Genomic DNA, 20,415 nt, shown 5'->3' with positions numbered 1-20,415 from the left:
CGAAAGTGGAAGGGAATCAGATCATTGCGCGGTAGGGGCCCTGCGGGTCGCCACCGAGCTGAGTGAGAGCTGCGGAGTGGTAGATCATGCCCGGCACGTGGATGGCGTGGGTCAGACCGACGTGCGCGTCGCGCCAGAAGCGCTGCATCGGTGTCTTCAGGTGCACCGCCGCGCCACCGGCGCGCGCGAAGATCTCGTCCATCGCCCGCACCGCACGCCACGCCGACGAGATCTGGGTGCGCCGGCCGATGGCGCGCTCCTCGAAGCTGATCTCCTCACCGCGGTCGGTCTTGTCCCAGAACCGGTCGACGGTCTCGAGCAACGCGAGCCGCGACGCGGAGATCTCGGCGGCCGCCTCGCTGATCGCGAAAAGGACGTACGGGTCCTCCTTGATCGGGACACCGGTGACCTGAACGCGCTCCTTCTGCGCGGCGATGTAGCAGGCCAGCGCGCCCTCGGTCATGCCGATCAGCGACGAGGTGATGCCCAGCGGGAAGATGTACGAGAAGGGGAACTTGTACAGCGTCTCGTCGCGACCCGCGTGTCGCCAGCCGTTTCCGCTGAGCACGATGTCCGCATCGATCGTGCGGTACTCGGGCAGGAACGCGTCCTTGACGATCAGATCCTTCGATCCGGTGCCGCGCAGGCCGATGACGTTCCAGCTGTCCGCGTCGATCTCGTAGTCCGAGCGGGGGAGCAGCACGTGCAGGACCTGGCCGGTGCGGTTGCCGTCCTTGTCGCCGACGGCAGCACCGATCATCACCCAACCGCAGTGGTCGGTACCCGACGAGAACGACCAGCGGCCGTTGAGGATGTAACCCCCGTCGACCGGCACAGCGACACCCATCGGTGCGTACGGCGACGCCATCCACATGTCGTTGTCGTCGCCCCAGATCTCCTCCTGGGCCTTCGTGTCGAAGAAGGTGAGCTCCCACGGATGCACACCGACGATGCCTGCCACCCAGCCGGTCGCACCGTCGAGAGCGCCGATGGACATGACGGTCTCGGCGAACTCGCGGGGGTGGGCTTCCGCGCCGCCGAATTCCTTCGGCTGCAACATGCGGATGATGCCGGAGTCGCGCAGGTGCTTCGCCGAGATGTCCGACAGTCGCATCTGCTCGTCGCCGACGATGCCTTCACTGCGGATCTCGTCCGCGTGCTGCATGATCCTGTCCAATACTTGGCCCATGACGGTGACTCTTCCTGGGAATCGGCTGCTGACGAGCCGGGACTACGTGGAGGGGTGCTCCGGGGTACGGAGCGACTTGCGCTGTGCAGGTGTGGCGTGTCGAACAGTCCCAGCTGTGATGTGAGCGCGCACCGGTGTTTCCGTTGAACGGAACATCCTGGGCAACTCGGAGTGGGCCCGCGCTCATGTTGACGCCATGAAACGAGGCGCGCCCCTGCAACACGCCGCGCCGGACCCGTTTCACCGCGCGAGGATGCCGGTTGTTCCGATCAACGGGATGTCGCAGGAGATTCCGTCCGGCGATCGGTAGACAAGCAGCTGACCGCCCGCTCCGGAAGGATCGCCATGACCGAGACCACGGACCGCCCGACCAGCGACCTGTCTGCGGCCGAACAGCTTCTCGCCATCCACGAGATCGAGCAGGTCTTCTCGGCCCGGCTGCGGGTGATGGACACCAAGCAGTGGGAGCTGTACCCCACCTTGCACACCGAGGACGTCGTGAGCGAGACGTGGGGCGGACTCCCCAGCGACAAGCAGCCCCGCACCGGTGAGGAAGCCGGTCGCGTGGTGGGTCGCGAGGCACTCACCCGCACCATCAGCAACTTCCTCGACGGACCGGTGGCGATCACCTCGGCGCACCACGGCCACTGCCCCGAGATCGTCCTCGAATCCACCACCACTGCCCGTGGCATCTGGGCGATGGAGGACGAGCTGTGGTGGGACAACGACGGCGTCGAGGAGTCGCTGCACGGGTGGGGGCATTATCACGAGCAGTACCGCAAGGTCGACGGTGTCTGGCTGATCTCCTACCGCAAGCTCACACGTCTGCGTGAGGTGCACACCCCCGGTTTCTTCAGCTTCCTGAAGCGTCTCTGAACGACGCCCGTCAGGGCAGTTCCGGCAGCGGGCGCGTGGCGACTTCTTCCGCTTCCGCGGGATCCATCCCCACCATGCACAGCATCGCCCGTGCGTAGATCTCGTCGATGTTCTCGGGAGCCTCGGCCGAGACCACGTGGTGCAGCGTCGACAGCAGAGAGCCGAACACGCAAGCCGTCGCGATGTCGATATCCGTGATGGTGAACCGGCCGGCGTCGACGCCGTAGCGCAGGTCGCGCGCGGCGCGCGGGCCGAGGATACCGATGAGTTTCGGGTGTGCGATACCGAGCCGGACGACGAACCATCCCCACAGCGGGTCGCTCATCGCGTGCCGCACGAGGTGTCGCAGCGACGACGCGAACCTCTCTGCCGTATCCGGCATGTCTTCCGTCATCGAATCCATACGGGCGCCGAGGGATTCGATGGATTCTTCGGCGACGGCTTCGACGATCTCGTCGCGGGACGCGAAGTAGTTGTAGAACGTGCCGACGCCGAGGTCGGCGGCTTCGGTGATGTCGGACAGTCCGACCGCGTCCACGCCCCGTTCGGCGACCAGCGTGCGCGCGGCCTCGATGAGGCGCGCGCGAGTCTTCTCGCGTCGGCGCTGGTGGCGCGACGTGGCAGGCGTTGCGGCTTCGTTCGGAGTGGTGGGCACGTCCGTACCGTACGCCAGGCGAACAGGGATATGAGCATGCAATCAAAACTGAGGGATTGCTCAATATTGAGGACTGTGTCACCATGGTCTCAGTCGGTATGACGTAGATCACCCGAAAGGCCACTCGCCATGACGAACCTCCACACTCTTCCCGCGGACGACGTCCGACAGTTCGACACCGATGTCGCCGTCGTCGGCTGCGGACCGGTCGGCACCCTCCTGGCGGTCCTCCTCGGCCGGCAAGGGCATCGCGTCACCGTCGTCGACAAGTGGCCCACCCCCTACGAGCAGCCGCGCGCCGTGACGTTCGATCACGAGATCGCCCGCATCCTCGCCGTTCTCGGCATCGATTCGGACGACGATCCGGCGATCGAGTTCCACGACGATCTCTACTACTGGCGCAACGCCGCCGGGGAGACCCTGCTCGAGGTGGATTGGAAGTCCGTCGCTGCCTCGGGGTGGCGCACGCGCTACTGGTTCTCCCAGCCCGAGCTCGAGAAACGTCTGCGCGAGGTCGCGGCCGAACTGCCCACGGTGACCATCCGGCGCGGCTGGACCGCAGTGGGTCTCGAACAGGACGAGAACGGCATCACCGTCAGCGGCACGGTGACCGACATCGCCGGTGCGTCCGTGCAGGAACAGATCCGCGCGCAGTACGTCGTGGGAGCCGACGGTGCCAACAGCTTCGTCCGGCAAGCCCTCGAGCTGGACTTCACCGACCACGGCTTCTTCTTCGACTGGCTGATCCTCGACATGATCCCGAAGGGCGACCTGCCCGACCTGGGTCCCACTCACTGGCAGCTGTGCGACCCGGTGCGACCGACGACCATCGTTCCCGGCGGCCCCGGCCGGCGCCGCTGGGAGTACATGGTGCTGCCCGGCGAGGACCCGACCGAACTCGCGTCGGAGAAATCTGCCTGGCGACTGCTCGAGCCGTGGGGCGTGAACCCCGACAATGCGGAGCTCGAACGCTCCGCCGTCTACCGGTTCCAGGCGCGCTGGGCCGAGACATGGCGTCGCGGAAGGGGACTGATCGCGGGAGACGCCGCACACCTCATGCCGCCCTTCGCGGGCGAGGGTATGTGTGCGGGCCTGCGCGACTCCGTCGCCCTGGCGTGGCGCCTCGACCTGGTGCTGTCGGGCCGGGCGGACGACGCCGTTCTCGACTCGTACGGCACCGAACGCAAGGGGCACGTGCGTCACTACATCGACTTCTCGATGCGTCTCGGGCAGGTCATCTGCATCGCCGACCCCGAGGAGGCGGCGGAGCGAGATCGTCGCATGATCGCAGAGGCAGCCTCGTCCGACGGCGCTCCGGTCGACACCGACATCGCCTCTCTCGGACCGGGTATCTGGCAGCAAGGCTCCGCGCACGCAGGCGAACTGTCGGTGCAGGGCATCGTGGAGGCGAACGGCCGGTCCGGACGGTTCGACGACGTGGTCGGGCGCGGGTGGATCATCCTGGGACGTGGAGCAGGGTGCCGTAGTTGTTGATCAGCGGTCCTATGACCTGGGATTTTGAGTTACTCGATGCGCCACCAAGGCCGGTTGAGCGGGCATGGAGACAGGGATTGATCATGGATGTATCTCACGCACCCAGATCGTCCACGAGGAGTCACCCATGCCCGCCGGGACAGTGTCCCCGATCGACCCCTGCCTTGACCAACTGGCCCGGTGGACCACGACCGTCGCCGACGATGCGCACCTACCGGCGCTGCTCACAGCACTCGAAGCGCTGCCCGATCCCCGGGATCGGCGCGGTCGCCGCTACCGACTGCCATCGTTGATTGCCGTGGCATTGTGCGCTGTCGCCACCGGCGCCCGATCCTTCTACGCCATCGCAGACTGGGTTACCGGTGTCCCTCAGGAAGTGTTGGCCCGGTGCGGTATCCGATTCCGGATTCCGAGTGAGGCCACGATCCGGCAGGTACTCGGACGGATCGACGGTGACACCCTCGACCGGGTGCTCAGCGCGCATTTGGCCGCCTGCACCGACGCCACTGGATGCGTGGCGGTGGCCGTGGACGGTAAGACGATCCGCGGCGCCCGCATCGGGACAACAGTGGCTCCGCATCTGGTGTCGGCGGTCACCCACGCCGAGGGTGTGGTGCTCGGGCAGTGCCGCACCGCTGACAAGTCCAACGAGATTCCCGCGGTCAGAAGGCTGGTGCGCGGACTCGATCTCGCGGGGGCGGTGGTCACCGTCGACGCTATGCATACGCAGAAGACGACCGCACGATGTCTGCGCGAGCAGTGTCGGGCCGAGTACGTCATGGTCGTCAAGGCGAACCAGCCGGGGCTGCTCGCCCGGGTTCAGAGTCAGCCCTGGGAGCAGGTGCCGGTGGTGTGGTCCGATCCGCTCGAGCGGGGGCACGGCCGTGAGGAGCAGCGCAGCTACAAGATTGTCACGGTGGCCCGTGGTCTGCGTTTTCCCTACGCGCAGCAGGCTATTGAGGTCACCCGGTTGCGCCGCGTGATCGGCACCGAGGAGTGGAGCATCGAAGTTGTCTACGCGATCTGTTCGCTGCCGTGTGAGCAGGCGCCGCCGAGGTTGCTGGCGTCGTGGATCCGGGGTCATTGGGCAATCGAGAACAAGGTCCACTACGTGCGGGATGTGACGTTCGATGAAGACAGGTCCACTGTTCGCGCCGGACATGGTCCGCAGGTGATGGCGACGTTGAGGAACGTGGTCATCGGACTGCATCGTCGGGCCGGGCAGTCGAACATCGCCCAGGCATGCCGACGTCTGGCGGCGAACCCTCATCATGCCGTCGACCTGGTCCTGAGAGCATGAAAACGCTGGTCACAGATCTGGGATTCAACAACTACGGAACCCTGGGACGTGGAGAGTCACCGGCCGACCTGCTGACCGTCGAACAGTCGCGGCGGTGGGCCGATCTCGACGGTCGCTGCGTGCGTATCGGAGAAGCGGAGTGCGACGTGACGGACGTCGACGGAACGTACAGCGCATGGCTTGACGAGATCGGAGCGGAGTTCGTGATTCTGCGACCCGACTTCTATGTCGCCGCCACCGCGTCGGATACTGCCGGGCTGCAGGCCTCGCTCGACACGATCCTCGCCGGCCTCCACCTGACCGTCGACGTGACCACCCCGGCCGCGTGAAAGGAAGATCGACCATGGCTATGGATTTCCACCACGTCACCCTCGGTCAACGCGTGCTGTTCGGGGCGGGACGAGCGGCCGAGAACGTTGCCGGAGAGGTGTCCCGCCTCGGCGCGACCCGCGTGATGGTCGTGGCCTCACCCGCCGAAGAGACTGTGGCGCAGCAGGTGTGCCGCGACATCGACGTCGCCGTCTTCCACGACGGTGTCGCCGCGCACGTGCCGGTCGAGCGCGCCGAGGCTGCACGAAAGGCGGCCGCAGAACATGCAATCGACCTGATCGTGAGCGTCGGAGGCGGCTCCACCACCGGACTCGCCAAGGCCGTCGCACTCACGTCCGGCATCCCGATCGTCGCGGTGCCCACTACCTACGCCGGATCCGAGGCAACAAACGTATGGGGTCTGACGGAGGCCTCGCGGAAGACCACCGGCGTGGACACGGCGGTGCTGCCCGTCAGCGTCGTCTACGACGCACAGCTCACCCTGTCGCTGCCGGCAGAACTGTCGGTGGCGTCGGGTCTCAACGCGCTCGCGCACTGCGTCGACTCGATGTGGGCGCCGCGCGCCGACCCGATCAACCGGGCACTCGGCGCCGAAGGCATCCGGGCGCTCACCGAAGGACTGCCGGCGATCCAGGCCGACCCGTCGAATCTCGAGGGGCGCGAACAGGCCCTCTATGGCGCCTACCTCTCGGCGGTGGCGTTCGCCTCCGCCGGTTCGGGCTTGCATCACAAGATCTGTCACGTCCTCGGCGGCGCCTACGACCTGCCACACGCCCAGACCCACGCCACGGTGCTGCCCTACGTGCTGGCGTTCAACGCGCCGGCAGCGCCCGATGCCGAACGCCGGATGGCCGCGGCCTTCGGTGCCGATACCGCCGTCGCCGGCCTGAACGCGTTGCGCGCCGAGCTGAATGCTCCGCGCGCGCTGAAGGACTACGGCTTCGACGAGTCGAATATCGACGAAGCGGTCGAGCTGGTCCTGCCCGTCGTACCCCCGTCGAACCCTCGCTCCGTCTCCGCCGACGACCTGCGCGATCTGCTCCGCAGCGCGCACGCCGGCGACAACTTCCCGTCGTAGAAAGGACAGCGGCCATGACCGTCGAACCCGGTACCCGCACCACCCCCGCCCAACAGGCCCTCGAAGAAGAACTGATCGGCCGGGTGCTGGCGTCCTTCGAGAACACCCCCGACCCGCGGCTGAAGCAGATCATGCAATCGCTGACGACGCACCTGCACGCCTTCATCCGCGACGTGCGCCTGACCGAAGCCGAGTGGAACAAGGCCATCGAGTTCCTCACCGCCGTCGGGCACATCACCGACGACAAGCGTCAGGAATTCGTCCTGCTCTCCGACGTTCTCGGTGCGTCGATGCAGACCATCGCTGTGAACAACCAGGCGTACAAGGGTGCGACCGACGCGACCGTCTTCGGCCCGTTCTTCGTCGAGGACGCACCCGAGATCCCGCTCGGCGGCGACATGGCCGGCGGCGCGTCGGGCCAGCCGTGCTGGATCGAGGGCACCGTCACCGACACCGACGGCAACCCCGTGCCCAATGCTCGCATCGAGGTGTGGGAGTGCGACGAGGACGGCTTCTACGACGTGCAGTACACCGACGGGCGTGTCGCGGGTCGCGCGCATCTGTTCACCGACGACCAGGGCGCCTACCGATTCTGGGCACTGACACCCGTCCCGTATCCCATCCCGCACGACGGTCCGGTGGGGAAGATGCTCGACGCGACCGGTCGCTCACCCGTGCGTGCCGCGCACCTGCACTTCATGGTGAGCGCCGACGAGCTGCGGACCCTGGTCACCCACATCTTCGTCGACGGCGACCCGCAGCTCGAGATCGGCGACAGCGTCTTCGGCGTGAAGGACTCGCTCGTCAAGGAGTTCGCGCAGCAGGCGCCCGGCACCCCGACGCCGGACGGACGCGACCTCGGGGACAGCTCCTGGGCCAAGGCCCGGTTCGACATCGTGCTCGCGCCCGAGGGCGTCTGACCCCCACCGGTTGACGCGGTGAAACGAGGTTCGCCCCTGCAACACGCCGGGCGAACCCCGTTTCACCGCGCGAAGTTGTTTCGCAAAAGCCGAACCCCACCGGCGCCGGGGACGGCGTCGGTGGGGCTCGACATCAAGGTGTGCTCAGTAGAGTTCTTCGAGCTTGTCGAGATCGACGCCCTTCGTCTCGCGACTGGTGGCCACGGCGATCACGGTGATCGACATGGTGATCACCAGATAGACGATGACTGCGGTGGCACTGAAGCGGTCGACCAGCCACACCGCGATGAACGGGGCAGGAGCGCCGGCGATGATCGACGAGCCCTGGAACACCAGCGACGAACCGGCGAAGCGGTACTTGGTGGGGAAGAGTTCCGTGATCCATGCGGCTTCCGGGCCGGCGAGCATGCCGTGCAGCAGCGCGCCGACGCACACACCCACACCGAGCGCGGTCATGTTCTCGGTGTGCACCAGGGAGAAGAAGATCGGCGCCCAGATGACGAGCGAGACGGCCGGGACGAGCATGGCGATCTTGCGTCCCACCCGGTCGGACCACCATCCGCCGCCGATCATTCCGAGGAACTGGCAGACCGATGCGAAGGCGACGGTGGTGACGATCGCGCCGCGGGTGTAGTCGAAATAGGTCGTGGCGTACGCGATGACGAAGATCGTGTAGACGTAGAACGCGATGTTCTCGCCCAGACGCATGCCGAGGCCGTGGAGCAGCGGGCGCGGCTTACGCAGAGCCTCGATGATGCTGGACGATTCCTTGCGGGCAGCCTTGTTCTCGGCGGACTCGGCCTTCTCCTGCGCGGCCCGGTAGACCGGCGATTCCTCGACGCCCCGACGGATCAGGAAGCCGATGACGAGCAACGGCACGGCGAGGAGGAAGGCGACGCGCCAACCCCAGTCGTCGAATGCGTCCCCGGGGAAGACGACCGCGAGTATGCCCACCGTGACGGTGGCCAGGACGGTACCGGCCGGAGCTCCGGACTGCGGCCATGCCGCCCAGAATCCCCGGCGCTTGGGTTCGCCGTATTCGCTGACCAGGATCACTGCGGCGCCGAACTCGCCACCGAGGGCGAAGCCCTGGATCATGCGCAGGACCACCAGGGCGACGGTGGCCCAGATCCCGATCTGGCCGTAGGTGGGGAGCAGTCCGATCGCGGCGGTCGCACCGCCGAGCATGAGGAACGTTGCAACCAGAATGGGTTTGCGTCCGAACTTGTCACCGAGATGGCCGAAGACGATGCCGCCGAGGGGCCGGGCGACGAACCCGAGTCCTTGTGTGGCGAGTGCCATCAACAAGGAGGCGACCGGGTTGCCGCTGGGGAAGAACAGAGGGCCGAGGACGGTCGCGGCGAGGATGCCGTAGATCGCGAAGTCGTACCACTCGAGGACGGCGCCGGCCATGCTGCCGGCCAGAACCCGTTTGAACGGCGTTCTGGTGGTCGGTGTGCCGGAGTCCGGTGGGACGGACGGCGTACCCGACTGCTCGATGGTGGTCATGTCGTGCCTTTCGGATCAGTTTCGAGGGTTGCTGTGTCACAGCTGGAGGGTCAGCTTGTCGCCGCATGCGCGGGAGCAGCAGGTCATCATGGTTTTTCCGGCTGCGCGCTCGGCCTTGGTGAGGACCAGGTCGCGGTGGTCGACCTCGCCGTCGAGGACAGGTACCTCGCATGCGCCGCAGATGCCTTCCTCACAATCGCTCTGCGCGTCGATGTTGGCGGCTCGAAGTGCCTGGAGCACTGTCTGATCGGCAGCGACCGGGACGGTGATGCCGGAATCCTTCAGCACCACCTCGAAGCCGTGCTCCTTGGAGGGATCGAGTTCTTCGAGCGTGGAGGAGAAGTGTTCGACGTGCAGGGTGTCGTCGGGCCAATGTGCGGTGGCCTCGCCGAGTGCGGAGAGCAGACGTTCGGGACCGCACGAGTACACCTGCGTGCCCTCTTCCGGTTCGGCGAAGAGAGCGGGAAGGTCCATGCGGGTGCCTTCGTCGCCGGGATAGAGCCGGACCCGATCGCCGTGGTCGCGTGCGAGACGGTCGAGAAACGCCATCGAGGTACGCGAGCGCCCGGCGTAGTGGATCTCGTAGTCGCCGCCGGCGGCCTTGACCTGGTCGGCCATCGCGATCACCGGGGTGATGCCGATGCCGCCGGCGACGAAGACATACCGTTTCGCGTCGGGGTCGAGCTTGAAGTGGTTGCGGGGACCCCGCACCCGAAGCGTGGCGCCGACGGAAAGTTCGGTGTGGATCCAGCGCGACCCGCCCCGACTCTCCCGATCGTGGAGGACGGCCACCTGGAAAGTGTTGCGATCGTTCGGGTCACCGCACAGTGAGTACTGTCGCGACACTGCACCGCAGTCGACGTCGATATGCGACCCGGCGGACCATTTCGGCAGCGGCCGCCCGCTCGTGTCGCGCAGGGTGATCAGCAGGGTGTCGTCGGCAACGGGTTCGAGTCCGGAGACGGCCATGGTGCGAGCGATCGTGTTCTTCGACGGTTCGCCGATCTTGACCGGCTGCTGAAGGGACAGCAATTCCGGATCGGCTCGTTCGGGGTTGCGCGTCGGATCCCAGCGAACCCACACATGATCGGGTCCGCGGAACGAGGTGTTGGGCAGATAGGTGAATTCCTGATCCGGGACCAGCTCCATGTGTGGCAGGCGCCGGGTCAGTTCTTCGAGGAAGATCTGGATCTCCATGCGTGCGAGGTTTTTTCCCATGCACTGGTGGCTGCCGTACCCGAAGGTGAGATGGTCGCTGGCGTTGTCGCGCCGGATGTCGAAGTCGTCGGCCTGGTCGAAGTGGCGTTCGTCGTGGTTCGCGGACGAGTTGACGATCAGTAGCTTCGCCCCGGCAGGAATGGCGACACCGTTGATCGTGGTGTCCGCGGTGACGAGACGCCGCCACGCCGCTACCGATCCGGAATGACGCAGGCATTCTTCGACCGCGTTGGGGATCAGGCTCGGGTCGGCGCAGATCTCTTCCCACACGTCGCGATGTTCGAGCAACAGCCGCAAGGCATTCGCAGAGGCGTTGGCGGTCGTCTCGTGCGCGGCGACGATGCCGGCCATCATCATCGAGTGCAGGTAGGAGTCGGTGACGACGTCCGGCTGTTCCTGCTGAACGCGGATGCCGAAAGGCATCCAGCCGTGCCCGCTGGGATCCTTCCGCATCTTGTCGAGAACGGTGCCCGCGAACTGCCAGAACTTCCCGACGGCATCGGCGACGGCGACCTGCTGCTCGGGAGCAGGTCGTCCCCACGTGTTGACGGTGTGCGCGATCGAGTACTCGCGCAGGGTGTCCATGTCTTCCTCGGGCACGCCGAGGAAGTGCAGGGCGACGGTGAGCGGGACCTCCCAGAGCATCTCGTCGACGAGGTCGACGTGGCCGGTATCGATGAAACGATCGACGTATTCGCGGGTCAGCCGGCGCACCATCGGTTCGTGGTGGGCGAGCGCGGCGGGAGTGAAGGGTTCCATCAGCGCGCGGCGTCGCGGCATGTGTGCCGGTTCGTCCTCGTTGACGAGAGTGCGGTTCATGGCATAGCCGTATCGGGCCAGAACAGCGTTCGCCTCGTCGGAGGTCGGGGTGATCTTCTCGAGAGCGATCGAAGGCGAGAAGAGTTCGTTGTCGCGGAAGACGGCTTTGACGTCTTCGTAGCGCGTGACCACCCAGTATCCGAGTTCGGGGCTGTAGAAGACGGGCTCTTCGTCACGCGACCAACGCAGAGATGCGGCGGGGTCCACCTGGTACGGCCCGGTGAAGGGATCGAACGATGCGGCGCGCGGGGAGACGGGGCAGCCGGTAGGGGAGGTGAAGGCGGTGTGGTCGATGGGGCAGCGGCTCTCCGCGGCGGGTTGCGGGGTGTCGAGGACGGTGCCGATCGACTGACTCGTCATGATGCTCTCCATCTGCGAACTGCGAATTTACTTTTATCGAACATATGTGTTCGTTGAACGCACATTCAGACGGTAACGGTGGTCACACTCGGCGTCAATGCCGGGGTTGGATCTCTGTGCTGAGGGCAAGAAAAGGACGCCCTCAGCGGGCGTCCTCGAGCGCGGCTGTACTGGTCAGGTATCGAGCAGGCTGTTGATCCGTGCGGCGGTCGCCACAACGGCGGTTGCCGCAGTGTCGGTATCGAGACCTTCGATCGCGACGACACCGACGCTCGCCTCGAATCCCATGCCCTCGTGGCCGAGGGGGAAACGCACGCTTGCTGCCACGCCGACAGCGCCGTGTTCGAGTTCGCCGGCGGTGATGCTGAAGCCGTCCTCGCGTGCGCGTCGGATTGCGTCGGTGTCGGATTCCGATGCGGGGCGCCCGGCGAGGATGGCGATACCGGCCGCGCCCTTGGACACCGGATGTCTGGTGCCGACTCGGTAACCCACTCGGAGGATGCCCGAATCGGGTTCGGCCACCGCGATCACTACGCACTCGTCGCCCTCGAGGGTCGACAGGAAAGCGGTGGCCGATGTCTGCTGTGCCAGGTCTCGCAGGAGCGGTTGCGTCACCTCGCGCAAGCGGGGACGGAAGCGCGAACCGAGTAGTGCGGCTCCCACTGCCAATCTGATCCGGCCGTCGTGCATTCGGGCTACGAGTGAGTGTGCTTCGAGAGTCGCGACGATTCGATAGCCGATGGCCCGAGCGACCTCCAGCTCGGCCGAGAGTTCCGCGATCGAGATTCCCCCTGGTCGCTGCGACACGATGTCCAGCGCGCGTAGACCGCGATCAAGGGTCTGGAGGGTGCTCAACAGTTCTCCTCGGGGCTCTCGCTAGCGATACCGAAGCCTATCCCGGCCACATCTCCGGCTATCGGCATGGCGGTCGGGTTGCGCGGGCCGCGTGGTGTCCTCACCACCTGGCAGGGGGCGCTTGATGTTTCGGAAACTCGAAGTAACACTATTCGGCGCCCGGCTCTCGTCGATCTCGGGAAATCGATCGGGTCCCGGGTTGGAAAGAACGTCACATAAACGTGATTATCATCACGTAACTCTCGGGAGCTGCGGTAGGTGCGGTTACTGCCGTCTACCTGGGATGATGGGGTTTGTGCTGGTGGGTGCCGGGTTTGGCTGGTGCAGTGTCGACGCCGCGGATGTGATGCTTGTGCGTCGGTCCAGCGTCCCGTAGGTTTCTTGCATTAGATGCAGGTTTCCACGGGTCGGAGGTCGGCGTGGACGGTGTCCCGGGATTCGTTCCGCGGCTGTTGCGCGACGGTGAGGTCGGCCTGTTCCGCGCCGAGGACCGCGTGTTTGAAGCAATGGTCGAGGGTTGGCGGGCGCAGATGCTGGCGCGTGGGCTGACGAGAGCGACGATCGACGGGCGCTGCGGGGTGCTGCGCCGGTTCCAGGAGTTTGCGGGCACGTTCCCGTGGTCGTGGCGACCGGTCGATCTGGATGACTACATGGCAGATCGGCGCTCGGGTGAGAAACCGGTGAGCTGGACGACGCTGCGTTCGGACAGCAATGCCATCGCGATGTTCTGTGCCTATGTTTCGAGCTCGAGCTACGGGTGGGGTGCGCTTTGCCAACGGGTCTTCGACGATGTTCCGGCCCAGATCGCGTTCGAGTGGAACACCCCGCGGCACACCTGCGAGGATGCTGTTCCGGCCGGGCGCCGGGCCTTTACGGCCACGGAGCTGCAGAGGCTCTTTGATGACGTGGACGACCGGGTCGATCGTGAGTTCGCTGCTGGGAGTAAGCGCTGGCTGCCCCTGTTGCGGGACTCGATCGCGTTCAAGGTCTGCTACGCCTATGGGCTTCGGCGTCGCGAGGTGGCGATGTTGGACGTGCAGGATTTCGGCCCCAACCCGCATGTGCCTGCGTACGGCGACTTCGGCGCGGTGACCGTCCGGTGGGCCAAAGGCACCGCCGGGTCGGGGCCGCGACGACGAACGGTGTTGACGGTCCCGGAGTTCGACTGGGTGGTTGACCTGCTCCGATTCTGGATCACCGAGCGTGGTCGAGCGCATTTCGCCACTGCTGACCGTTCGGCGGCGCTGTGGCCGAGCGAGCGCGCCGAGCGGATAAGAGTGGGTAGCTTGAGTGATGCCTTCGCCGCCGCCCGCGAGGGCGCCGGCTTGCCGAAAGAGCTCGGACTGCACTGCCTGCGGCACTCCTATGTCACGCACTTGATCGAGGCCGGCTACGACCCGGCGTTCGTGCAGACTCAAGTCGGTCATGCCTATGCGTCGGTCACCGGGCTGTACACCTCGGTCGGCGACGATTTCAAACAGAAGACCATTCAGCGCATGATCGCTTCGCGGCTGGACGGGCACGGCAGGAAGCAGGACGGAGACGCTGATGGCTGAGCAACGACGCATCGGGTATCGCTGGAATCTGCGGACGCAGATGGCGCAGCGCAACCTGTGGAAGAGCACCGAACTGGTGCCGTTGTTGAGGTCTCGGGGCATCAACCTGTCCGAGAGTCAGGTCTACCGGCTGGTGACCGGCACACCAGAGCGGATCCCGGCACGCACGTTCGCCGCGCTCTGCGACATCCTCGACTGCGAACCGGGTGAGCTGTTCGAACCGTTCGTGGAGATGCGGGCAGCAGCCACCGCGCAGGCGCCGAAGCGGCCGGAAGACCTGGGGGTGGCACCCGGCCAGCCGATCGCCCGCCGGGTGAGACTCGTCCGGGGCGACAACGAGGATTGACCGGTACCGATGGCCAGGCCCCGCAAACCCGACGATCCGGACCTGCGTCGCGTGTGTCCGTGTGATCGCTGCGGCTTGGGCTACCCGCTGGTGGTCACCTGGGGCCCGGAGGATCAGATCTGTGGCTACTGCTACCAGCAGGCCAAACGCACCCGCGGCACCTGCGACTGTGGCCACATCGGCGTCTTACCGGGCCGAGTAGATGGGCGCCCGGCCTGCCGGGCGTGCGCCCAGATCACCCTCAACATCGATTGCGTGCGCTGCGGCGCCGAGGACGAGATCTACCGCGCCGGCCTGTGTTGGCCATGCGCGCTGAGCGAGACCGTCGACGGACTGCTGACCAACCCGGACACCGGCACCATCGCCGAGAGGCTTGTCCCCCTGGCGGAGGCGTTGAAATCGATGAAACGCGCCAACAGTGGAATGACCTGGATCCGCCAGCGGCACGTGACCGACTTCCTGAACCAGCTGGCCTCCCTCCCGGAGCTCACGCACGAGGCGATCGATGCGCTTCCACGCTCACGCACCCGCGACTACGTGCGCGGGCTCCTGATCGAGCACGGTGTCCTGCCCCGACGTGACGAGCTGCTTGTCCGCTACCAAGACTGGGCGGACACAGCACTGGAGAGGCTGACCGAGGATACCCACCGGGCCGTCATTGACCGCTATGTCCACTGGCACCATCTGCGGCGCATGAATCAGATGGACCCCGTCCCCCACGGCACCTTCCTGCGCAGCAAGCAGACCGTCACCGTCGCGATCAACTTCCTCAACTGGCTCGGCGAGCGCGACATCACGCTCGCCGACGTCGGCCAGGGCGAGGTTGACGCCTGGATCGCCGGCGGGCCGACCACTCGACTGCTCGTCGATCGGTTCCTCGGCTGGGCCATGAACACCAGAAACGCCCCACAAGGGCTCACCGTGCCCCGCCATCGCCGCGGTAACAGCACCAAACTCAGCGCCACCGACCAGGACGCCGCCCTGGATCGCATGGTGGACGGCGACACTCTGACCACACGAGACAAGGCCGCGGCGATTCTGGTCCTTGTCTTTGGCCAACAGGTCCAGGATATTGCCGCCCTGACCTGGGACGACATCTCCGTAACTGAAGACCTGGCGACCATTACGCTCGGCAGCGGCCCGATCGAGTTGCCCACCCCGCTCGACGGGCCGTGGCGTGAACTCCACGCCAAGCCTGGCCACGACCAGACCGCCGCTCACCCGAGAAGCAACTGGGTCTTCAGAGGGCATTCCCCCGGCAGGCACATCGATCCGATGCACCTACGCCTCCGGCTACGAGCCCACCTCGTCAGCGCCCGCGCCGCCAGACTCGGCACACTGCATGAACTCAGCAAAACCGCCCCGGCCGCCATCATCGCCGACGTCCTGGGCTATCACCCCTCGACCATTGAGCGCCACGCCGTCGACGCGGCAAGTACATACGCCGAATACATCGCCTCCGTAAGCGAGCATGGCCAGAGGTGATTCTCCGGGAATTACCGAACAATCGGTAGCAGGGACGTTGTGCTAGCCCTGGGAGGCCGCCGTGGCGGCGTGCGCGCGTAACGCTCTTCGCGAGGGTGCCGGGCCCGTCGGGTCTACTCTCGCGACCAGGCCGCGAGCTGTTCCACGAGGATCCGGTCGCTGTCCTTGAGCGCTGCGGCGTTGGCGTTCGCTGAGCCGCCCATCCGTTCCTCGGCGTAGTCGGACGGCACGTCGAACACGCACCCGGCGTCGGCGTAGGCGAGCACCTCGATGCGGTCGGGTCGGTGCTCGGCGAGCCGGCGGGCGGTCGCCTCCGCGGGTCACAGTAGGTCGTTACCGGGTCTCGCTTGGCGGTAGTTAACTTGAAGGTATGCGCAGCCAGGACGCCGGGGAATTCACGGAGGACTTAATAGTCCGAACGTGGCGAAAACGCCGAGCGGCGGAACGCACGCCTCTTGGAGTCGAGGTAGGTTTTGGGCTTGCCAGTGCAGGTCTTTTGGGCGTTGTCGTAAACCCGGACGAGATCCCGGGGAGTGTGCCGATGGCAGCTGGCGTCGCTGTAGCCATGTTCGGCATCCTCGGACTCCTGGCGTTGATCCAGCTCCGCCGCTCGGGCTCTCGCGGGCATACCGGGAACCTTGACGTCAGCCCCTGGGGCGGTAGCGCGACGCCGTGGTGGCGTTCGCCCACGATGCTGACGCCGGTGCTGTTCGCCGCAGTATTCCTGGGTCGCCCACTCGGGGTGTTTGACCAGCCAGCGGGAATCATCGTGGTTGCCGTCCTTCTTGGGATCAGCACCGCCTGGATGATCCGCGCTAGCGGAATGCAGGATCCTATATACGGCCGCGATCCCGACCAGCCGCCAGTTCTCGGTAGCGACGCTCGTTCAGCCGTAGGGCGGGGCGAACTTGCTCCCGACGTGCTCGAACTCATCGCTCTCCAAGCACACACCAGCGAGCGGAGAATCTCCTGGTGCGCTCGAGTCCTGGACACGAGCGAGGCTGGTATACGCGAACGCATCGCCCGCGGTCGGCGATGGTTGGAGTACCCCGCCACCGACGTGCACGATCCGTCGACGGCCAGATGGGTGAGACTCACGGAGGCCGGCCGTGAAGTCCTTATTCGGCCCTGAATTCTGAGGACCGGCACGCAGGCTGTACTGGTCAACTTGCTGTGCAAGTTGGCGTATTTTTCTGAGGCAGGGAAACGCTGGGGATTTTGGTCCTCCAGAATCACCGGGCAATCGGTAACAGGGGAACGGGTAACGGGAAATGTCTCCTGTTACCGGTATGGAGAGTGCCACAGAGTAATTCGCCGCCCGAGACGCCGCGATCAGGCCTCCTACTCCCGCCTCCCGAACACCCGCTCCTACCAGTTCTCGTATTCCTATCGTTCGGACTACGACCAGGTAGATGCACTCGAAGACCAAGGGATTCAACCGAACACACGACACGATCCCATGACCGGCTACCGAACAGGGTCTGGATTTCCCGGCTGATCTGCGACAAGACTTCGATTCACACGTAACGCTCAGTTATTTCTCAGGGATAGTTCGGGTAACGCTCGCTCGAGTCCGGTTCCAGCGCCGGGGCCGGATTCGTCGGGAAATAGTTTTGTCTCGGGGAGGAGACACATTCATGGGGAGGACTGCGGGATGACGACGGTCGATGATCGAGGGCTCGACCCGTCCGACGCTCCGCGGCGCGCACCTGACCGTGCGCCCGCGGACGCGTCGCCCGGCACCGGTGTCAACCGGTGGAAGTGGCAGAACGTGTACGTGAAGAGGCTGTGCCTCACGGACGCGATCACCGTGGTCCTCTCCGTGATCCTGGCGCAGACCGTCCGCTTCGGCTACGAGGATCTACTCCGCGCGGGAGGTGGCGGTCAGCTCGATTACACGGTGGTATCTGCCGTCCTCATCGTGGCCTGGCTGGGCGCGCTGAGTCTGTTCCGTTCGCGGTCGCGTCGCGTGATCGGTGCCGGTTACGACGAGTATCAGCGGGTCATTTCGGCGACGCTCGCCGTGTTCGGCACCATCGCCATCATCGCGCTCATCACCAACCAGCAGATCGCGCGTGGATACTTGGCTATCGCTCTGCCGGTGGGTCTGGCCGGTTTGCTGTTGTCGCGGTGGTTGTGGCGGAAGGTGATCGCGCGCAAGCGTGCTCGGGGTGAGTTCCAGACGTCGGTACTCGTTGTGGGCGGTGCCCGGGCGGTGCGGCACATGACCCGCACCTTCTCCCGTCAGGACGGGGAAGGCTATTGCGTTGTCGGTGTCTGCGTGCCGCGCTATTCGGGTGCGCCCGGTGATGTGATCGATGTCGACGGCCGGGAGATCACCGTCTACGGCGACGAGCACTCCGTCGTCGAAGCGCTCGAGCTGTCGGGGGCGGACACAGTGGTGGTCACTGCCACCGAAACCTTGGGCAGTGAGGGTCTGCACGATCTGGTCTGGCAGCTCGAGCCGCTCGACACCGACCTGGTCGTCGCGACCGGCGTCGTGGATGTCGCGGGTCCGCGGATCGAGATGCGCCCGGTCGCCGGTCTGCCGCTGATCCACGTGGAAAAGCCCAGTTATCACGGGGCCAAGCGCTCAGGGAAGCGGATCTTCGATCTCGCCTTCGCCGGTGCGGCGCTGGTGGCGTTGGCTCCGGTGTTCGCGGTCGTCGCCCTGCTGATCAAACTCGAGGATCGGGGCCCGGTCTTCTACAAGGCCGAGCGGATCGGTCTCGACGGTGAGCCGTTCGGGATGATCAAGTTCCGGTCGATGGTGACCAATGCCGACAAGATGGTCGACACCTTGCTGGCGCAGAACGAGGGCGCCGGCCCGCTGTTCAAGATGAAGGACGACCCGCGGGTCACCCGTATCGGCAAGGTGATGCGGCGGTTCAGCATCGACGAGTTGCCGCAGTTCCTCAACGTCATTCGTGGCGAGATGAGTGTGGTGGGTCCGCGTCCGCCGTTGCGGCGTGAGGTCGAGGCCTACGACGGTCGGGTCAAGCGCCGCCTGCTGGTGCGCCCAGGGGTGACCGGGCTGTGGCAGGTCTCGGGCCGGTCGGATCTGTCCTGGGACGAGTCCGTGCGACTGGACCTGTCGTACGTGGAGAACTGGTCGATGGTGAGCGATGTGCTGATCATCGGCAAGACCGTCAAAGCCGTGCTCGCCAGCGACGGCGCCTACTGACACAAGCTCGAAAAAGAACGGCCTCGGGGTTTCGACTCCGGGGCCGTTCTCGATCTCCGACACCCAACCGTGATTTGACTTTCCGCTGTGATGACCCGCACAGTATGTACGCACAGCGTTCGTGACGTACGCAGTGCGTACAGTTCTGATTCCCTCGGAAGGAACCTCCGGTGTCACGACGCTCATTCGAATTCGGCCGACTCCGCACTGCGGCAGTAGTGGGGTCGGGTGTGCTTGCGCTCGTCCTCGCAGGCTGCAGCACCGGAGAATCCGCTGCTCAGGAGACTGTGCAGGAAACGGCGGAGTCGGACGGCTCTGCCTCGGACTCCGCCCACCCCGCGGCCGACGCCCCTGCCGAGGGCGAAATGCGCGTGACGCTGCTCGGCACGGGCAGCCCGGTGCCGAGCACCGAGCGTTACGGCATGTCCACGCTGGTCCAGGCCAACGGCCTGAACCTCGTCTTCGATGCGGGACGCGGAGCCACAGTCCGCCTGACGCAGGCCGGCGTTCCGGTCGGTCAGGTCGACGCCGTCTTCCTCACCCACTTCCATTCCGACCACATCAACGGTCTGTCCGACCTCTGGATGAGCAGCTACGTCCCGGCACTCGGTGGGCGCGAGGGCGCCTTCCAGCTCTACGGACCCGTCGGCGTCCGGAACATCGGCGACGGAATGCAGAGCACCTACCGCAACGACATCGACGTGCGCGTCGCGGACAAGGAAGTCGATCCCGCGACCACGCCGATCGAATCGCACGAGTTCGCAGAAGACGGCGTCGTCTTCGACCAGGATGGCGTCACCGTCACGATGTTCACCGTGGAGCACGATCCGGTCGGTGCGATCCAGCCGGCGGTCGGCTATCGCGTCGACTATGCGGGCAAGTCGGTGCTCATCAGCGGCGACACCGTTCCCACCGAGAACGTCCTGAAGTTCGGTGAAGGCGTCGACGTGCTGGTGCACGAGGTGGCCGACTTCGAGGATCCGTCTGCGCTGCCCAGCGTGTACGCGCATCACACGAACCCGCAGCAGGCAGGCGACATCTTCGAGCAGACCCAGCCGAAGATGGCGGTCTACAGCCACATCGTCAACGGCATCCCGGGCCGCGTCCCCGGCATCTCGGATGAGATGCTCGTCGAACGCACCCGCGAGAACTACGACGGTCCGCTGACCGTCGGCACCGACCTGATGACCTTCCTCATCACCGGCGATGAGGTGCGCGTCGACAGCTGATCGACAGCACGG

18 protein-coding genes are annotated in these 20,415 nt (G+C 65.7%); 12 read left to right on the top strand and 6 right to left on the bottom strand.

The window, feature by feature from the left end; genetic code table 11:
* Positions 1 to 16: 16 nt before the first annotated feature.
* A complete protein-coding gene (locus tag KXC42_RS19945) occupies positions 17 to 1,189 on the bottom strand; it encodes an acyl-CoA dehydrogenase family protein (protein ID WP_006553083.1) in 1,173 nt (390 codons plus the stop codon).
* A 345-nt stretch (positions 1,190 to 1,534) separates the two neighbouring features.
* Between KXC42_RS19945 and KXC42_RS19940 the strand changes: the two genes are divergently transcribed.
* Positions 1,535 to 2,065, top strand: coding sequence for a nuclear transport factor 2 family protein (locus tag KXC42_RS19940; RefSeq protein ID WP_112320118.1), 531 nt, complete (start codon positions 1,535 to 1,537; stop codon positions 2,063 to 2,065).
* A gap of 10 nt (positions 2,066 to 2,075) precedes the next feature.
* Here the strand turns inward: KXC42_RS19940 and KXC42_RS19935 are convergent, their stop codons facing one another.
* Positions 2,076 to 2,720 carry a TetR/AcrR family transcriptional regulator gene (locus KXC42_RS19935; RefSeq protein ID WP_094980052.1) on the bottom strand — a complete coding sequence of 215 codons (645 nt, stop codon included), beginning with the start codon at positions 2,718 to 2,720 and terminating at the stop codon, positions 2,076 to 2,078.
* A gap of 129 nt (positions 2,721 to 2,849) precedes the next feature.
* Between KXC42_RS19935 and KXC42_RS19930 the strand changes: the two genes are divergently transcribed.
* The 5 genes from KXC42_RS19930 to KXC42_RS19910 all read left to right on the top strand — a co-directional run bounded on the left by KXC42_RS19930 (position 2,850) and on the right by KXC42_RS19910 (position 7,842).
* Complete coding sequence (locus tag KXC42_RS19930; protein WP_257605888.1) at positions 2,850 to 4,214, top strand: bifunctional 3-(3-hydroxy-phenyl)propionate/3-hydroxycinnamic acid hydroxylase; 1,365 nt, start codon at positions 2,850 to 2,852, stop codon at positions 4,212 to 4,214.
* Positions 4,215 to 4,341: 127 nt separating this feature from the next.
* Positions 4,342 to 5,514, top strand: a complete 1,173-nt coding sequence (locus tag KXC42_RS19925; protein ID WP_219129458.1) for an ISAs1 family transposase — start codon at positions 4,342 to 4,344, stop codon at positions 5,512 to 5,514.
* Entirely contained in the window at positions 5,511 to 5,843 is a 333-nt protein-coding gene (locus tag KXC42_RS19920) for a hypothetical protein (RefSeq protein WP_257605887.1), read from the top strand. The genes KXC42_RS19925 and KXC42_RS19920 overlap by 4 nt, the downstream gene beginning before the upstream one ends.
* 14 nt (positions 5,844 to 5,857) lie before the next feature.
* Positions 5,858 to 6,922, top strand: coding sequence for a maleylacetate reductase (locus KXC42_RS19915; RefSeq protein ID WP_039958257.1), 1,065 nt, complete (start codon positions 5,858 to 5,860; stop codon positions 6,920 to 6,922).
* 14 nt (positions 6,923 to 6,936) lie between these two features.
* Positions 6,937 to 7,842: a dioxygenase gene (locus KXC42_RS19910; RefSeq protein WP_006553078.1), complete on the top strand. Its 906-nt coding sequence runs from the start codon at positions 6,937 to 6,939 to the stop codon at positions 7,840 to 7,842.
* A gap of 144 nt (positions 7,843 to 7,986) precedes the next feature.
* Here KXC42_RS19910 and KXC42_RS19905 read toward each other — a convergent pair whose 3' ends face one another.
* The 3 genes from KXC42_RS19905 to KXC42_RS19895 all read right to left on the bottom strand — a co-directional run bounded on the left by KXC42_RS19905 (position 7,987) and on the right by KXC42_RS19895 (position 12,603).
* Positions 7,987 to 9,351: an MFS transporter gene (locus KXC42_RS19905; RefSeq protein ID WP_219129457.1), complete on the bottom strand. Its 1,365-nt coding sequence runs from the start codon at positions 9,349 to 9,351 to the stop codon at positions 7,987 to 7,989.
* 36 nt (positions 9,352 to 9,387) lie between these two features.
* On the bottom strand, positions 9,388 to 11,748 hold the full coding sequence (locus tag KXC42_RS19900) for a cytochrome P450/oxidoreductase (protein WP_219129456.1): 2,361 nt from the start codon (positions 11,746 to 11,748) through the stop codon (positions 9,388 to 9,390).
* Between the two features lie 174 nt (positions 11,749 to 11,922).
* The gene (locus tag KXC42_RS19895) at positions 11,923 to 12,603 is read right to left on the bottom strand and encodes an IclR family transcriptional regulator (protein ID WP_219129455.1); all 681 of its coding nucleotides are present in this window, start codon (positions 12,601 to 12,603) and stop codon (positions 11,923 to 11,925) included.
* A gap of 419 nt (positions 12,604 to 13,022) precedes the next feature.
* Between KXC42_RS19895 and KXC42_RS19890 the strand changes: the two genes are divergently transcribed.
* Genes KXC42_RS19890 through KXC42_RS19880 form a run of 3 tightly spaced genes read left to right on the top strand, consistent with a single transcriptional unit; the run spans position 13,023 to position 15,990 of the window.
* The gene (locus tag KXC42_RS19890; RefSeq protein WP_257605820.1) at positions 13,023 to 14,159 is read left to right on the top strand and encodes a site-specific integrase; all 1,137 of its coding nucleotides are present in this window, start codon (positions 13,023 to 13,025) and stop codon (positions 14,157 to 14,159) included.
* Complete coding sequence (locus tag KXC42_RS19885) at positions 14,152 to 14,505, top strand: helix-turn-helix transcriptional regulator (RefSeq protein WP_219129123.1); 354 nt, start codon at positions 14,152 to 14,154, stop codon at positions 14,503 to 14,505. The genes KXC42_RS19890 and KXC42_RS19885 overlap by 8 nt, the downstream gene beginning before the upstream one ends.
* Before the next feature lie 9 nt (positions 14,506 to 14,514).
* Positions 14,515 to 15,990 (top strand): Fis family transcriptional regulator, encoded by a 1,476-nt coding sequence (locus tag KXC42_RS19880; protein ID WP_219129122.1) that lies wholly within the window; start codon positions 14,515 to 14,517, stop codon positions 15,988 to 15,990.
* Between the two features lie 113 nt (positions 15,991 to 16,103).
* On the opposite strand, the gene KXC42_RS19875 is transcribed toward KXC42_RS19880, so the two are convergent.
* A complete protein-coding gene (locus KXC42_RS19875; RefSeq protein WP_219129121.1) occupies positions 16,104 to 16,256 on the bottom strand; it encodes a hypothetical protein in 153 nt (50 codons plus the stop codon).
* Positions 16,257 to 16,360: 104 nt separating this feature from the next.
* Between KXC42_RS19875 and KXC42_RS19870 the strand changes: the two genes are divergently transcribed.
* The 3 genes from KXC42_RS19870 to KXC42_RS19860 all read left to right on the top strand — a co-directional run bounded on the left by KXC42_RS19870 (position 16,361) and on the right by KXC42_RS19860 (position 20,403).
* Complete coding sequence (locus KXC42_RS19870; protein WP_219129120.1) at positions 16,361 to 17,122, top strand: hypothetical protein; 762 nt, start codon at positions 16,361 to 16,363, stop codon at positions 17,120 to 17,122.
* A 522-nt stretch (positions 17,123 to 17,644) separates the two neighbouring features.
* On the top strand, positions 17,645 to 19,174 hold the full coding sequence (locus tag KXC42_RS19865; protein WP_219129454.1) for a sugar transferase: 1,530 nt from the start codon (positions 17,645 to 17,647) through the stop codon (positions 19,172 to 19,174).
* A gap of 170 nt (positions 19,175 to 19,344) precedes the next feature.
* Positions 19,345 to 20,403, top strand: a complete 1,059-nt coding sequence (locus KXC42_RS19860) for an MBL fold metallo-hydrolase (protein WP_257605886.1) — start codon at positions 19,345 to 19,347, stop codon at positions 20,401 to 20,403.
* Positions 20,404 to 20,415 lie beyond the last annotated feature (12 nt).

Origin of the sequence: Rhodococcus sp. LW-XY12, from assembly GCF_019317345.1 — a bacterium.
GTDB lineage: Bacteria > Actinomycetota > Actinomycetes > Mycobacteriales > Mycobacteriaceae > Rhodococcus > Rhodococcus pyridinivorans.
This window is presented reverse-complemented; position numbering and strand designations above follow the sequence as displayed.

Excerpts from the sequence above, each read along its gene's own strand:
- KXC42_RS19945 (WP_006553083.1), bottom strand. The coding sequence starts at position 1,189 with ATGGGCCAAGTATTGGACAGGATCATGCAGCACGCGGACGAGATCCGC.
- KXC42_RS19940 (WP_112320118.1), top strand. The coding sequence starts at position 1,535 with ATGACCGAGACCACGGACCGCCCGACCAGCGACCTGTCTGCGGCCGAA.
- KXC42_RS19930 (WP_257605888.1), top strand. The coding sequence starts at position 2,850 with ATGACGAACCTCCACACTCTTCCCGCGGACGACGTCCGACAGTTCGAC.
- KXC42_RS19925 (WP_219129458.1), top strand. The coding sequence starts at position 4,342 with ATGCCCGCCGGGACAGTGTCCCCGATCGACCCCTGCCTTGACCAACTG.
- KXC42_RS19920 (WP_257605887.1), top strand. The coding sequence starts at position 5,511 with ATGAAAACGCTGGTCACAGATCTGGGATTCAACAACTACGGAACCCTG.
- KXC42_RS19915 (WP_039958257.1), top strand. The coding sequence starts at position 5,858 with ATGGCTATGGATTTCCACCACGTCACCCTCGGTCAACGCGTGCTGTTC.
- KXC42_RS19910 (WP_006553078.1), top strand. The coding sequence starts at position 6,937 with ATGACCGTCGAACCCGGTACCCGCACCACCCCCGCCCAACAGGCCCTC.
- KXC42_RS19905 (WP_219129457.1), bottom strand. The coding sequence starts at position 9,351 with ATGACCACCATCGAGCAGTCGGGTACGCCGTCCGTCCCACCGGACTCC.
- KXC42_RS19900 (WP_219129456.1), bottom strand. The coding sequence starts at position 11,748 with ATGACGAGTCAGTCGATCGGCACCGTCCTCGACACCCCGCAACCCGCC.
- KXC42_RS19885 (WP_219129123.1), top strand. The coding sequence starts at position 14,152 with ATGGCTGAGCAACGACGCATCGGGTATCGCTGGAATCTGCGGACGCAG.
- KXC42_RS19880 (WP_219129122.1), top strand. The coding sequence starts at position 14,515 with ATGGCCAGGCCCCGCAAACCCGACGATCCGGACCTGCGTCGCGTGTGT.
- KXC42_RS19870 (WP_219129120.1), top strand. The coding sequence starts at position 16,361 with ATGCGCAGCCAGGACGCCGGGGAATTCACGGAGGACTTAATAGTCCGA.
- KXC42_RS19865 (WP_219129454.1), top strand. The coding sequence starts at position 17,645 with ATGACGACGGTCGATGATCGAGGGCTCGACCCGTCCGACGCTCCGCGG.